11 protein-coding genes are annotated in these 14,532 nt (G+C 33.8%); 9 read left to right on the top strand and 2 right to left on the bottom strand.

What is annotated here, in order from left to right; translation table 11 throughout:
• From leuS to DESAMIL20_RS08915, 9 genes are all read left to right on the top strand, one after another.
• Nucleotides 1–2,445 carry a leucine--tRNA ligase gene (leuS, locus tag DESAMIL20_RS08955; protein ID WP_086034512.1) on the top strand — a complete coding sequence of 815 codons (2,445 nt, stop codon included), beginning with the start codon at nt 1–3 and terminating at the stop codon, nt 2,443–2,445.
• On the top strand, nt 2,442–2,957 hold the full coding sequence (gene lptE / locus DESAMIL20_RS08950; RefSeq protein WP_086034511.1) for an LPS assembly lipoprotein LptE: 516 nt from the start codon (nt 2,442–2,444) through the stop codon (nt 2,955–2,957). Before leuS ends, lptE begins: the two co-directional genes overlap by 4 nt.
• On the top strand, nt 2,957–4,384 hold the full coding sequence (locus tag DESAMIL20_RS08945) for an ArnT family glycosyltransferase (protein WP_086034510.1): 1,428 nt from the start codon (nt 2,957–2,959) through the stop codon (nt 4,382–4,384). The genes lptE and DESAMIL20_RS08945 overlap by 1 nt, the downstream gene beginning before the upstream one ends.
• Before the next feature lie 18 nt (nt 4,385–4,402).
• Nucleotides 4,403–5,197 carry a sulfide-dependent adenosine diphosphate thiazole synthase gene (locus DESAMIL20_RS08940; protein WP_086034509.1) on the top strand — a complete coding sequence of 265 codons (795 nt, stop codon included), beginning with the start codon at nt 4,403–4,405 and terminating at the stop codon, nt 5,195–5,197.
• Nucleotides 5,194–6,594 carry a phosphomannomutase/phosphoglucomutase gene (locus tag DESAMIL20_RS08935; protein ID WP_086034747.1) on the top strand — a complete coding sequence of 467 codons (1,401 nt, stop codon included), beginning with the start codon at nt 5,194–5,196 and terminating at the stop codon, nt 6,592–6,594. Before DESAMIL20_RS08940 ends, DESAMIL20_RS08935 begins: the two co-directional genes overlap by 4 nt.
• Nucleotides 6,595–7,443 (top strand): cytochrome b N-terminal domain-containing protein, encoded by an 849-nt coding sequence (locus tag DESAMIL20_RS08930; protein ID WP_086034508.1) that lies wholly within the window; start codon nt 6,595–6,597, stop codon nt 7,441–7,443.
• Complete coding sequence (locus DESAMIL20_RS08925) at nt 7,440–9,218, top strand: hypothetical protein (protein ID WP_086034507.1); 1,779 nt, start codon at nt 7,440–7,442, stop codon at nt 9,216–9,218. The genes DESAMIL20_RS08930 and DESAMIL20_RS08925 overlap by 4 nt, the downstream gene beginning before the upstream one ends.
• A gap of 44 nt (nt 9,219–9,262) precedes the next feature.
• Entirely contained in the window at nt 9,263–9,472 is a 210-nt protein-coding gene (locus DESAMIL20_RS08920; protein WP_086034506.1) for a PLDc N-terminal domain-containing protein, read from the top strand.
• Nucleotides 9,473–9,540: 68 nt separating this feature from the next.
• Nucleotides 9,541–9,849: an HU family DNA-binding protein gene (locus tag DESAMIL20_RS08915; protein ID WP_086034505.1), complete on the top strand. Its 309-nt coding sequence runs from the start codon at nt 9,541–9,543 to the stop codon at nt 9,847–9,849.
• A 111-nt stretch (nt 9,850–9,960) separates the two neighbouring features.
• Here the strand turns inward: DESAMIL20_RS08915 and DESAMIL20_RS08910 are convergent, their stop codons facing one another.
• Nucleotides 9,961–11,784, bottom strand: coding sequence for a KUP/HAK/KT family potassium transporter (locus tag DESAMIL20_RS08910; protein WP_086034504.1), 1,824 nt, complete (start codon nt 11,782–11,784; stop codon nt 9,961–9,963).
• Nucleotides 11,777–14,467: a 6-hydroxymethylpterin diphosphokinase MptE-like protein gene (locus DESAMIL20_RS08905; protein WP_086034503.1), complete on the bottom strand. Its 2,691-nt coding sequence runs from the start codon at nt 14,465–14,467 to the stop codon at nt 11,777–11,779. The genes DESAMIL20_RS08910 and DESAMIL20_RS08905 overlap by 8 nt, the downstream gene beginning before the upstream one ends.
• Nucleotides 14,468–14,532: the final 65 nt, after the last annotated feature.

Here is a 14,532-nt window from a genome sequence, read left to right as displayed (position 1 = left end):
ATGGAAAAGTATAATCCGAGTGTAATTGAAAAAAAATGGCAGGCAATTTGGAATAAGTTAAATTTAAATAAAGCAGTAGATTTTGATAGTAAGCCAAAATATTACTGTTTAGAGATGTTTCCGTACCCATCTGGGAAAATTCACATGGGGCATGTAAGAAACTATACAATTGGAGATGTACTGGCGCGTTTTAAGCGGTTTATGGGTTACAATGTCTTGCACCCAATAGGTTTCGATGCATTTGGATTGCCCGCAGAAAATGCTGCAATAAACGCAAAAATACACCCTGCAAAGTGGACCTACTCAAATATGGACTACATGTTAAGTCAACTAGAAAAATTAGGTTTTTCATACGATAAAGACCGTATAATTGCCACATGTGACCCAGAATACTACAAATGGGAACAGAAGATATTCATAGAAATGTTTAAGCGTGGTATGGCATATAGGAAGGAATCGGAAGTAAATTTTTGTCCTCATTGCCAAACGGTGCTTGCAAATGAACAGGTGGAAGATGGCAAGTGTTGGAGATGCGATAGTGAAGTTGTTAAAAAAACCATTTATGGCTGGTATTTCAAGATTACAAATTATGCGGATGAGTTACTAGAAAGCATAAAATTATTAGAAAAAGGTTGGCCAAATAAAGTATTAAGTCAGCAGATAAATTGGATTGGAAAAAGTGAAGGTGCTTTTATAAAGTTTAAATTTGAGCAGAAAGATGAGTATTTAGAGGTTTTTACAACAAGGCCAGATACGGTTTTTGGTGTGACATTTGTTAGTATATCGCCTAAACACCCTAAAGTAAAAGAAATTGTGAAAGATAAGGGGACTTTGGATTATGTAGAGAAAATGATCGTTGATTTGGATATCAAAAAAGACTACGACAAAGAAAAAGATGGTATATACAGTGGTGTAAATTTGATTAACCCGGCAAGCAATGAAGTAATACCGCTTTTTATAGCTAACTTTGTTTTAATGGAATATGGAACGGGCGTTGTAATGGGTGTACCAGCGCATGATCAAAGAGATTTTGAGTTTGCGACAAAATTTAGCATACCCAAAAAGATTGTAATTTATCGAGATGACTTGAGCAAAGATATAAACCTATGGGATAAAAGCTTCACAGAAGAAGGCTATCTTGTAAACTCAGAAAATTTTAATGGATTGCAAAACGAGATAGCCAAAGAAAAGATTGTTGAGTGCCTTGCAAGTAAAAATTTGGCAAGAAAATCTTTTCAGTATAAATTAAGAGACTGGAATGTATCTCGCCAGCGTTACTGGGGAGCGCCAATACCGGTAATTTATTGCCCAAATTGTGGTATTGTGCCAGAACTTATTGAAAAACTACCCGTTAAATTGCCCGAGGATGTAGAAATAACGGGCTTTGGTGGTTCACCTTTATCAAAAGTTGAAAGCTTTGTAAACACAACGTGTCCCATATGTGGTGCAAAGGCAAAAAGAGAAACTGACACATTTGACACGTTTGTGGAGTCTAGCTGGTATTTTTTGAGGTACTGTTCGCCTCACTACGACAAAGAGATCTTTGATAGGCAAAAAGTAAAATATTGGATGGATGTGGATCAATACATTGGCGGCATTGAACATGCTGTAATGCATCTTTTATATGCGAGATATTTTACAAAAGTTTTAAGCGATCTTGGGTATTTTGAGTCGCGTGAGCCTTTTAAACGATTACTAACGCAGGGTATGGTTGTCAAAGACGGCTCTAAAATGAGCAAATCTAAAGGCAATGTAGTAGATCCAGATGAAATTGTAAACACATATGGAGCAGATACAGCAAGGTTATTTATACTTTTTGCAGCGCCTGTTGATAAAGATCTTGAGTGGTCTGATGAAGGTATTGAAGGCTCTTACAGGTTTTTGAACAGGCTTTATAGGCTTTTTGCAACCAACGCCAGGCGTGTTAAAAATGCGCCAAAAAAAGACAAAATTGATGAGCGCATAAAAGAGCTTTTATATGAAATTAACTCTTGCGTGCAAAAGGTAACAAATGATGTAGAAAACTATCACTTCAATACAGCAATTGCCAAACTAATGGAGTATGTAAACTTTTTGTACAGTTTTAACCCCAAAGATGAGGAGTTAGGCTATTTTAAAGAAGCGCTTGAAAAACTTGCTATCTTATCTAGCCCATTTGTGCCGCATCTTGCTTGTGAAATGTGGGAAATGTTGGGTTGTGATAGTGAGGTATTTGAGCAAAACTGGCCCAAAGTTCAAAAAGAATATGCAGACAAAGATACAGTTAAAATCGCAATAACAATTAATGGCAAATTGAGAGATACAATTGAAATTAGCAAAAAAACAGGCGAAGATGAAGTTAAGAAACTAGCACTTCAATCAGAAAAAGTCAAAAAGCATATTGCTGATAAAGAAATTAGAAAATATATCTACGTAACAAACAAGATACTCAATATAATTGTATGAAAATTTTATCAAAAATACTTTGTATTGTTTTAGTGGTTTTTGTGGTTAGCGCGTGTGGATATAGAGGGGCTACACACTCATCTTTGATTGGCAATATAAAAACTGTATATGTTGAAGAACCAAAAAATTCGCATAAAGTGCCAAACCTTGATGTTTTTTTAAAACAAGCGATAATAAAACAGTTAAATTCAGATCCGCATATTAAGGTTGTATCTAAAAAGTCCGACGCTCAAGGCTATATTCACACAGATATAATAAATTACTCTATTTACCCTTCTGTTTTTGATAAAAATGGGTTAGCGCGCACATACAGGTGCATGATAACTGTGAATTTAACTTTGACAAACAAAGAAGGAAAGGCGCTTATTTTAAACAAAACATTAACAAGTTTTGCAGATTTTGATGCAAGTAATGATGATAGTGCAATCGAGGTTGCAAAGCGCTCCCCACAAAATGAAGTTTTGGCAAAATTAGCAGTTTTAATTAGAGAGGAATTGTTTATTAACTTTTAATGCCTAAAAAAATTTTGGTTGTATTTTTTGCACTTTATGCAGTTACAAATTTTTTTAATTTAGGGAAGTTGGATTTTAGCTATAAAGAAGCAAAAAATGCAATTATCAGTCTTCAGTTAAACACAAGTGGTAATTATAAATGGCAGACGATTCTAGGTAAACCCTACTTTAAAAAACCGCCATTGATTGCTTACTACACAAGCATTTTATTTAAGATTTTTGGCAATAGTGAGTTTATAGCTCGTGCTGGCCAATTTGTTTTTATTCTTTTGATAGCTTTTTTGCCTTTCTTTTTAAAAGAATTTAACATTTTAGATCCGCCCTATTTTGCTTTTATTTTTTTAACAACAGCTATTGTATTAATGTCGATAAATTTTTATTCCACATACGCTGCGTGTGTGTTTTTTTTGTTTTTAGCTTTGTATAAAGCATATTTTGAACAAAAAGGCTTTAGCATCTATTTAGTGCTTGCTTTTCTAACTCAAGGTTTATTTGCTTTATTTTTATTTTATTTCATATTGCTTGGTTTTGTTGTATTTGAAAAAAAACCAGGTCTTATAGACAACAAAGAGCATCTAATGGGACTTGCGTTAATATTAATTTTGAGCTTGTGCGGAATTGTACTGTATGATTTTAATATTCAAAGCATACATTATCTTGTAGGATCGCTATTTTTGGGATTTTGGGAGTCTTTTAGCTTTAAAAATTACATTTTGCATTTAATTATTTTCCCTTTTAAATTATTTTTATTATTTTTGCCTTGGTCAATGTTTTCTAAGCAGTTAATCAAAAAGCAAGAATCTAAATTGTACAATTTTGCCTTTTTTGGCACAATATTAACTGTTTTTTTATTATGGCTTGTGCCTGTCCATAATTACCTTATTATAGCACCATTTTTTGCATTATGGTTATCTTTGTTTAAGTTAGAGCTAAACTCTTTTTACCTCAAGATAATAATCCTACTTGGTGTATTTACTATATTAAGTGCTGAATTGTTTGGCTACCTGTTTGTTAAAACCTCAAATTATTTATCATTGCTAATTTTTTTAGCTTTTGTAGTTATATTTATTAAGGTTTCATCTAAACAATACAAGATAGAGCAGTACTTGTACATTGTAGCATTAATGATTTGTTTAAAAGCAAGCTATAGTATGATCGCTATACCCTACAAGGCTAGTTATCTACCAGATGTATCAGCTTATGGCCAAAAGATAGCAAATATTATTTTGAAAAATAAAGCAAAATATGTTATGAGTAATAACGTGCATTTAGATTTATTGTATTATGTTGAAAAAACTTCAAATCTACCCATAAACATACCTCAAAAAGGCAAAGGTGTACTTATAACTCAAGATAAAGACATATTCAAAAAAGTATATGGTAGTGAGTTTAGTCCATATGGTGTGTTTTTTGTTGGCGAGTATTAAAAATATAGGAGGGACATTATGGCATTAGACGAAAGGATTATTTCTAGAGCAATTATTGAACGCTATTTCCAAAAATTACTGGCAAACATCGATTGTGATTGTGCAATTGTAGGCGCAGGACCAGCAGGGTTGGTTTGTGGCTATGAGTTAGTAAAAAATGGTTTAAAGGTGACTTTATTTGATAAGAGATTATCTGTTGGCGGTGGCATGTGGGGTGGCGCAATGATGTTTAATGAGATAGTTGTTCAAGAAGAAGGCAAGCTGATATTAGATGAGTTTGATATCAAATGCTCGCTTTTTGAGCCGAACTACTATACAACAGACTCCATTGAAGCTATTACAACGCTTATATCGAAAACCGTAAAAGCAGGTGTAAAGATTTTTAACGGCATTGAAATAGAAGATGTTGTGTTAAAAAAAGTTGATGGAGACTACAAGGTAGGCGGCGTTGTGATAAATTGGACAACCGTCAATATGGCGCATTTGCCCGTTGATCCTATTGTTATAAGTTCTAGTTTTACTGTGGATGCTACAGGACATGATGCTCACCTTGCAGAAACGCTTGTAAGAAAAGGTGGTGTAAAACTAAATACAGATTCAGGCGCTGTTATTGGCGAAAAGCCTATGTGGGCGCAAATCGGAGAGCAAGATACAGTTAATCATACAAAAGAAATATTTAGTGGTCTTTATGTATGCGGCATGGCAGCAAATGCAGTGAGTGGTGCGCATAGAATGGGACCAATATTTGGTGGTATGTTGAATTCTGGAAAGAAATGTGCTCAATTGATATTAGAAAAATGGAGCAGAAAATGAAAGTGGATGATAGTGTTTTTAGAGAATATGATATAAGAGGCATTGTAGGTGAAAATTTAGACGAGCAATTTGCCTCTCAGCTTGGACAAGCTTTTGCAATTCACCTAAAAAAAGCTCTAAGTAAAGAAAATCTAACTGTTAGCATTGGATACGATGCAAGGCTAAGCTCAAAAGATTTATTTCACGCTTTATGTTATGGTTTTAACACGCAAGGTGCAAAAGTAATAGATATAGGCCTCGTTGCTACACCCGTTGCGTATTTTTCTCTATTTAATTTAGACATTGACGGTGGTATTATGATAACCGCTTCACACAACCCGCCTCAATACAATGGTTTTAAACTAAGCGTAGGCAAAAGGACGATTTTTGGTGAAGAAATACAAACAATTAAAGAAATAATGAAACAAACGCAAGAGACATCTATAAAAACACCAGAGTTTGTTAGCTACGATATAATTAAAGATTATACTGAGTATATAATAAACCAGTTTAAAGAGTTAAAAACCTACACAAACAAGCCCAAAGTTGTATTGGATGCTGGCAATGGCACAGGTGGTTTTATTGCCTATCCTATATTAAAAGAGCTGGGATTTGATGTGATTGGGCTATATATTGAACCAGATGGAACATTTCCAAATCACCACCCAGATCCGACCGTTGAAGAGAATTTAAAAGAACTTAAAAAAACTCTTAGAGAAAAATCTTATGATATAGGCATAGGCTACGATGGAGATGCAGATAGAATTGGAGCTGTATTAAAAAATGACGATACGCTTTATGGGGATCAGCTGCTGTTGCTTTTTGCTCAAGATATATTAAAAGAACACAAAGGCGCAAAAATTGTGGGAGAAGTGAAGTGCTCTCAGGTGCTTTACGATAAAATAGCTCAATTTGGCGGTAAAGCTATAATGTGGAAAGCGGGTCACTCATTGATTAAAGCTAAGATGAAAGAAGAAAAGGCCCTGCTTGGTGGCGAAATGAGTGGCCATATATTTTTTGCCGATAGATATTTTGGCTATGATGATGCAATATATGTATCTTTACGACTCCTTGAAATTCTAACTAAAGAGCGTATAAATTTAGAAGAATGGAAAAACAATTTGCCAAAAACTTTCAATACACCAGAAATTAGGATAGATTGCCCTGAAGATAAAAAGGTACTTGTTACTCAAGAAATTGAAAATTACTACATAAAGAATAAAGAAAAGTACTCTATTACAGACATAATAACTATAGACGGCATAAGATTCAATACAAAAGACGGCTGGGGACTAGTAAGATCAAGCAATACGCAGCCTGCGCTTGTGCTTAGATTTGAAGCAAATAGCACAGAAAATTTAGAAAAGTTAAAAAACGATACACTAAATTTAGTTAACAAAACGATTTCGTCAGCATAAATGCTAAAAAAGCAAGACTTTACGTACTATCTAGGCTGGCTTACCCTATCTTTTTTGGGTATATCAATTATATCTGGTGTAGCTTTGCTTTTTCGATATGACCCAACTACGTTTCAAAAAGCCCAAGATAGCATGTTTTTAATTAGCGATGCATACAGTTTTGGTTGGTTAATACGTAGTGCACACTTTTACTCAAGTGAGTTATTCTTTATTTTTTTAATCATACATACAGTCTGGCATGTATATCTAGAGGATTATAAAGACAAAAAGTATGTTTACTGGTTAGCACTTGTTGCTATTATTGTGATTGCTTTTTTTGAAATGTTTACCGGATTTGTTTTAAAAGCAAACAATGAGGGTGATTTTGCATCGCTTATAATGCAACACATAATTTTATCAACACCTTTTTTTGGTCAGTATATAGTAGGTTTATTTTACTCACAAGAATATCCTTCAATTTATTTTTACTTTTATCATATATGTATTTTACCTTTTGTGTTGATTTTGCTGAATTATTACCACATAAAACGTATGTTTACTAGCTTTGAGAATACGTTGATAGCTTTTTTTGCAACAATTTTTCTTAGTGTTTTTTTTAGCTTAAGTGCACCATACGACGTTGTGTCTAGCGCAAAACACCCGATCATTTGGGGGCCCTGGTTCTTTTGGTCAATACAGTGGAGTTTGTTTTATATAGCACCATTTATCGCAGGTATTATTTTACCAATCCTAGGACTCTCAACGCTTGCACTTTTACCCAACCAAAAATTTTATTTTTTAAAGAGGGTTTTTTTAGTCGGCATTGTTTTGTATTTTATAATTATTTTTTATATAATGCTATTTAGATGAAAAAAGGTATAGTTTTACTCATTGTATTTAGTATATTAGTTTTATTTTTTGCGATATACAAGCAAAATCTAAAACCAAAAGTTAATCCACAGAAAGAATCTTGCATTGTATGTCATAAAAATATTCATATGGATACAGCTCATCCAGTTGATCAGATAGGTTGTATTGTATGTCATCATGGCAACCCTTACACTACAAATGAAGCTCAAGCGCATAAAGGACTGATTAAAAACCCAGCAGACCTAAGGTACGCTGCAGAAACTTGCGGCAAGTGTCACAAAGAGCAGGTTGAACAGGTAGAAACATCCCTTATGGCGACAAACAGAGGTATAATTTCTGCAGTTTTGCACAAATTTGGCTATACTGATAAGCTTTCAAGTGATATTACGGTTAAAGATTTATACGAAGGCAAATATAAAGAAAATAGAGCTATACAATATTACGAAAAAAACTGCGGTGCTTGCCATTTATACAAACCCTATGGACAGGGCCCTACAAAAGAAATACAAGAGCGTGGCGGGGGTTGTCTTGATTGTCACGCCAAGTGGGTTAAGGGTAACCCACACGTAGAGTTAACCACGCATATTAGCGATGCAACATGTGTAAAATGCCATAATAGATCAGGTAGAATTGGTTTGTCATACTTTGGCCACTATGAGACAGAAGAATATGGTACGCCATTTATGGATGGTGGTCCATCACATTATAATATTTTGGGTAGTCCGGATAGATATTATCTAGATTTGCCAAAAGATGTCCATTATGCAAAAGCGCATATGAGTTGTATTGATTGCCACACGATGTCTGATACTATGGGGCTTGGCTTACATTATAAAAATATGACGCAGCAAGTTGGCATAACTTGCAAAGATTGCCACGAACCGCATTTTGTGCAAGTGCCACCCAATTCTTTAGCTTTAAAGTTAGCTTTTTTAAATGGAAAAGTATCCCTTAAAGCAGGTGATTTTGCAGCCATTGAAGAGCGCACAGGCCAAATCATATACAATGTGCAACTTCTCGATGGCAAAGCGGTGTTTTTTAGCAAAGAAACAGGCAAAGCCATACCTATACCGCTTGTAAATAATAAACCCTACCATACATTTGCTGGTCACAAAAACCTATCATGTCAAGCATGTCATTCTGCCTGGGCTCCACAGTGTTATGGTTGCCATATTGTGAATTTTGAAGGCCTAAAACAGCTTAACTGGATAAAGTATAAAGATACTGAAGGCGCTTATGCTGAATTAAATAGCTATGTACGATTTGAAACACCTCAGCTTGCATTTGATCCTCATGGTAAAGTTATGCCTGTTGAGCCAGGTTGTCAGGATTTTATTACTATTTTCAATAAAGACTTTAAGTTTGTAAAAAGTATTCGAGGCTTAAGTGTTGCAACAATTGATCCACATACGACACAATTGCAATCTAGAAGCTGCGAAGACTGTCATCATGACCCACGCACAATGGGTTTTGGTACTGGAAATTTGAGTTTTAATCCTTATACTAAGCAATTTAAATTTTCACCCACATTTGATTCAAAAGCAAGTGGCTTGGGTGATGTGCCTTTAGATATGATAGTAAACGAACATGGCAAACAAATGCAGAGTTTCCCAGTAAAAGGCGAAAGGGCTTTTAATAAAGATGAGCTTATAAAAATTTATGAAGTTGGTCAGTGCATCGTTTGTCATAAAAGTTATGAAGACCCAATATATCGCAATTTTTCAAAAAGCTATAAATTGTTTTTAGAGCATAAAACACCTTGCAATACTAAATGAATTTTATTACAATTTAGTAAAATTTGTTTTCGGAGTTGATATACATGGGGCTGTTTAAAGGGTTTTTGTTTTTTGGTCTGTTATCAATAATAATAGCTATTTTATGGTTAATGGCTTTAATTGACATACTAAAAAGCGATTTTAAAGACGGTTTGACTAAAGTCATATGGTTAGTTTTTGTTATTTTTTTGCCATTTTTGGGTTCTATCTTGTACTTTTTTATTGGTAGAGACCAAAAACTTAAAAATGACTAGTTTTTCTTTGACAAATCAATGTAAACTAATTAAACTAGTAAAAGTTTATCCAATAAAAGGAGGTTTTTATGACAAAGAACGAGTTTGTGAAAGTATTGGCTAAAAAAACCAATATTTCTCAGGAGAAAGCGAAAGAACTCTTGGATGCTACACTATCTACAATAGTAGAAACGCTTAAATCAGGAGAGAGCGTATTATTTACTGGTTTTGGCAGCTTTTATGTATCAAATAGAGCCCAAAGAAAAGGCAGAAATCCTCAAACAGGTGATGCAATTACAATCCCTGCATTTAAGCTACCTGCATTTAAAGTAGGTGCTGTATTTAAAGAAGAGATAAACAAACAGGAAAAGCCAGCTTCAAAGGGCAAGAAAAAATAATATTTAAAAACCTCTTTGGGTTTTACAGTTTATTTTTTTGAAAAACTTCAAGGTTGGCTTTGTCTAATCCCACCAGTTGTATTTTTATGTTACTGGTGGGATTTTTTAGTATTACATTTTAACTTGCACTATTACGCCGTGGACTTTATTTGATGGCAATCTGTGAAATTTTATAAAGTTTGGTGAAACTTTTTTGATTAAAGCAAAGATTTTCCAAATAATATTTTCTGTAATAATGTCTTCTACGCCATAAAACATAACGGTTGGTTTGATTTTTGCATCTTCAAAAATTTTTCCAATATTAACAATTTCCATATAGCCTGCTTTTATTTCAAGAATTTTTAAGCCTTTTGCTAAATCCTCGCCAAATGCATAAACTACACCAAATGGATGACTGGAAGTTTTCTGTGTAACAAAGATATTTGTTTCGTAAATAATGCCATTATCTAACATAGTGTTTTCAATATATGGCGGTACTTTTTGTATGTTTCTTGTAAAAAATACAGCCACACCATTTAATTTTGGTTTGTTTGCGTAAGATTCCTTGTAGGCCAATAAAAAATCTTTCATGTCCATTGATTTTAATGATTTATACAATCTTTTTTGGCCTTGTGTAAAAATAAGTATTACTGTAAGAGGTATCATAGCAATAAATAATGTGAGATACGCACCGTGGGGTATTTTGTAGTAAAGGTTTGAAGCAAAGTAAAAGCTTGTTATTATAAAAACAAAAGCGGAAGCAATCATTTTTATTTTAAGATTTTTCTTGTGGAATATCCAAATTAGAAATACCGCTGTAATTAGCATTGTGCCGTTAACAGCAAAGCCATAAGCGGCGGCTAGATTATCTGATGTTTGAAAATGCCACATCGCATAAAGCACGGCAAACATCAGTAGCCAGTTAACAAAATTGATATAAATTTGAGAGCGTAATTTATCCGACGTATGGTCTATTTTTAGCATAGGAAATATATGAGTAGCTATTCCCTGATAAACAATCGAAAAAACCCCGCTAATCATAGCTTGGGAAGCAATGATTGTTGCTAAGATGCTGAGGATCAAAAAAGGTATGTAAAATATACTTGTTTGAGAAAATACCATACTAAATAGCACGCTTGAGCTTTTTGAGTGATGCGTTACTGCATAGGCAGCTTGACCTAAATAGCTCAAAATTAGAACGCTAAATACAAAATACCATGCCCTAACAATAGGTTTTTTGCCCAAATGGCCCATATCAGCATACAGTGCTTCACCACCCGTTGCGCACAGTATGACATCAGAAAGGACCACAAAACCTTTAAACCCATCTCTGATAAAAAAATCAATGGCGTAATACGGATTAATTGCTTTTAACACTTGAGGGTAGTGGAAAATTGAAAATAAACCGCTTATTCCCAAACTGATAAACCAAATAATCATAATTGGACCAAAATAGCTTGCTACTTTTTCTGTGCCTTTTTTTTGCAAAACAAACAAACCAATTGTTATAATACTTGCAATTAAAAGTAAGACTCCATTTGACAATTGAGAAAATTTGGGCACCAATGTTAAACCTTCAACAGCGCTCAAAATAGAGATGGCAGGCGTAATGACGCCATCGCCCATTAAAAACGATATACCAACGTAAGAAAGAACCGTCACAAAAGCAACAGCGCGCGTAGATTTTAGAGTGGGTGCAAGCACTTCTTTCAAAACGGTTGTGCCACCTTCGCCCCTTTTGCTTATACTCATTGCAAGCCATACATATTCTACGCTAACAAGCAAAATCAGCGTCCACAAAACGAGTGAAACAACGCCCATGATATTTTCATGCGTAGGCTTTGTTAAAATAAAAACTACAGCCAATGTATAAATGGGGCTTGTGCCAATATCTCCAAAAACAAGCCCCATTGCTTTTGTCGTGCTTTTTAGCTTTTCTAAGCTTGAATTAAGCATTTGATGATAGCTCTTGTAATTTTGACAAAATTTGGTTATAGCTTTGAATTAGGCCTAAGCCTTTATAACACAATGCTATTTTCATAAGCAGTTTTACTTTATCTTGCGTGATTTGCAAGTGCGATTCATAAAGCGATAAGGCTTTTTCATACTCGCCAAACTCATAGTACAAATCCCCAAGGTTTTCTCCAATTTCATCTTTTAATCCTGGGTTTAAGCTTAGGGCAGTTTCAAGTGTTTCTTTGGCCTTATCGTATATTTCTTTTGACATATAAATCTTAGCTAGTGCAATATAAACAAAGGGATGGTAGGGAAGCAGGCTTTTTGCCTGATTGAGAAACTCTAAAGCTTTGTCAAACTCCTTTTTGTCTATTAAGATGCTTCCCATTAAAAACAGCGCATCGCCAAAAGCAGGATATTTGTTGTTTAGGTCTTCAAGCACGCTGTAGGCTTCATCAATGTTGTTTTGTTTCAATAATTCTATGGCTTTATCGTATTCTGGTATAGAGCCTTCGATTTTAAGCTGTTCTTTAATTACTTTTTGTCGCTCTTGCATTGTCTGCATATTTTCCAAATTATTTATCATACCAAGCCATTGTTTGACCTGTTTATCGCAAGGATCATAATCTTTAGCCCTTTCTATGAGTCTTTTTGCCGTTATAAAATCGTTTCTGTTTAAAATGGCATCTTTTGCAAGTATAAGGTGTGAGACAATCTTGTATTTTTCGACAGCAAGCTCGTTTTTGGCTAACTCAAAATCTGGGTCAAGTTCAATGGCTTTTTCAAATAGTCCAATTGTTTGTTTATGAAAATATCTGTAGTTAGACAAAAGCTTGGCTTTTGCAAATATGAGTTTTGGGTTGTTTTTTATGTCAATTTTATCAAGCATCTCAAGACCAAAGTATATATCTCCAAAATTATAGCAATTCATAAGTAATTCAAATAATTTATCGTTATTTTTTATGTTTTCATCAAATTTTTGCAAAAAGTCATTTTTGAGCTCAAGAAAGTGGATTGTTTTTTTAACAAGCTCGAGTAAGCTTTGCGTGTGTTGTCTTACAAGCTCGAAATATTTGCTGGATTGCTCTAATCTTTTTTCTATGGTCTGGTTTTCTATGTCTGTTTCTTCTTTAAAGTAATTGTAAAATTCTTGGAAATAGAAAAAAAATACAAATTTAGTCATTGTAGGGTTTGTATAGAGCTCATTGTTTATTTTGTTTGATTCTTCGACTTTTAAACGGATTTTTTCAATATCTTTATATTTTGCATATATTTTTTGTATAGATTGATTTAGCTTTATGGCTTTGTCGGCTTTATGTATGGCTTGATTCATTTGTGTAAGCAAATTTTTTAATTTTTTAATGTACTTTGACAAAGATGATTTTTTGTTAAACTGGACCGTAAAGCTTGTATTTTTTTTAATTCTTTTTGCTATTTCTTCAAGTGTTTTAATTTTAGTATTTTCAATATAGGCACCACCGCTTGTCGCGTTTATTACTTGTTTACCATTTGATATTAAAAATTTAGCAATCTCCGACATAATGGTGAGTCCTGAGTATAGGTTTTCGTCTGTTGGGACTTTTTCTTCGTAATTGCCTTTTACCCAAATGAGTTTTTCTGGTAAGCCTTGCGGTAGTATTGTACCTTTTGCATGGTGCTCTAGCTTTGTATATGCCCAGTCTTGACCTACGAAAACAATAGGATTCGCCCCTAAAATATAGGCAGTATTTACAGCCAAATGCGTTACAGCGTTTATTGGAAATACCTCGTAGTTTGGTTTTACATCAAGCAATTCTAAAAAGGCATTTTCTTCTGTTTTATAGATTTTGTTTTTAAATAATTTAGGTATTTGGTAAAATATAGCTGGTTCAAACACAAAAAGACTTTCGCAGGCTTTGTTATTTTTCATTAAAGGAGAGTATTTTTCAAGCGTAACCTGCTGATAATCAAGGCCACAAATAATATCAGCTTTTATGTTGTTTTGGTCTAAAACGTTGATAACTGAGTCTACTGCTATAATAATAAATTTATTGCGATATTTCTTTATTGTTTCTATATCATTTGAAAGCGATGGACCAGATGCTACAATGAGGGCAGGCTTACCTTTAGCTTTGTTTTTTAAAAAAGACAGTCCTTGGCCAAGCGCTGCATCTGATATGTTTTTTACTATATTTTCAATGATGTATTGTGATTTTAACAAAAGCGTGTTGCGGTTTAGAACAACTGGCATGTAGAGTTTTTGTATGGTTTCGTCTATTTTTTTAGCTTTTGTTTCATCTAAAAGGGGGTTTGTTATTACAATGAGATTTCCAAAGTTAAATTTTCCGGCAAATAAATTAAAAGTAGCTGTTATTGTATTTTCTATTTCTTCTTCTTTATTTGCAAAGAAAAAGAAATTGTCATGTTTAAAGCACTCTGATACATCAATATTATCAAGCACATATTTTAGACTTTCTAAATCTGTTTCGTAACATATAATTGTGTTGTTTGGAAAATCTTCGATGAGATGTTTTGCTAATTTTCCATTTCCAAAACCAATAAGCACAATTACATCTTCTTTTTTTGAATGGGTTTTTGTGTATTCTTCTGTATTATTTTCAAGCGGCCTTGGCTTAATATTTTCAAGTAATTTTTTTAAATATGCTCCTTTTTTGTCAGTGGCCGATGCGTTTTTTTCTAACATTTTAACTCCTTGTCTTTATTATAAGATATTCTATTGAAAAAATCTCTTTTTTCAAGTTGCTTGCA

Origin of the sequence: Desulfurella amilsii, assembly GCF_002119425.1 — a bacterium.
GTDB classification, from domain to species: Bacteria; Campylobacterota_A; Desulfurellia; order Desulfurellales; family Desulfurellaceae; genus Desulfurella; species Desulfurella amilsii.
Note: the sequence above shows the minus strand (reverse complement) of the source record. Positions and strands in the feature narration are given on the sequence as shown.

What these genes read in the sequence shown, in the direction of transcription:
- leuS (WP_086034512.1), top strand. Translation starts at nt 1, where the DNA reads ATGGAAAAGTATAATCCGAGTGTAATTGAAAAAAAATGGCAGGCAATT.
- lptE (WP_086034511.1), top strand. Translation starts at nt 2,442, where the DNA reads ATGAAAATTTTATCAAAAATACTTTGTATTGTTTTAGTGGTTTTTGTG.
- DESAMIL20_RS08945 (WP_086034510.1), top strand. Translation starts at nt 2,957, where the DNA reads ATGCCTAAAAAAATTTTGGTTGTATTTTTTGCACTTTATGCAGTTACA.
- DESAMIL20_RS08940 (WP_086034509.1), top strand. Translation starts at nt 4,403, where the DNA reads ATGGCATTAGACGAAAGGATTATTTCTAGAGCAATTATTGAACGCTAT.
- DESAMIL20_RS08935 (WP_086034747.1), top strand. Translation starts at nt 5,194, where the DNA reads ATGAAAGTGGATGATAGTGTTTTTAGAGAATATGATATAAGAGGCATT.
- DESAMIL20_RS08930 (WP_086034508.1), top strand. Translation starts at nt 6,595, where the DNA reads ATGCTAAAAAAGCAAGACTTTACGTACTATCTAGGCTGGCTTACCCTA.
- DESAMIL20_RS08925 (WP_086034507.1), top strand. Translation starts at nt 7,440, where the DNA reads ATGAAAAAAGGTATAGTTTTACTCATTGTATTTAGTATATTAGTTTTA.
- DESAMIL20_RS08920 (WP_086034506.1), top strand. Translation starts at nt 9,263, where the DNA reads ATGGGGCTGTTTAAAGGGTTTTTGTTTTTTGGTCTGTTATCAATAATA.
- DESAMIL20_RS08915 (WP_086034505.1), top strand. Translation starts at nt 9,541, where the DNA reads ATGACAAAGAACGAGTTTGTGAAAGTATTGGCTAAAAAAACCAATATT.
- DESAMIL20_RS08910 (WP_086034504.1), bottom strand. Translation starts at nt 11,784, where the DNA reads ATGCTTAATTCAAGCTTAGAAAAGCTAAAAAGCACGACAAAAGCAATG.
- DESAMIL20_RS08905 (WP_086034503.1), bottom strand. Translation starts at nt 14,467, where the DNA reads ATGTTAGAAAAAAACGCATCGGCCACTGACAAAAAAGGAGCATATTTA.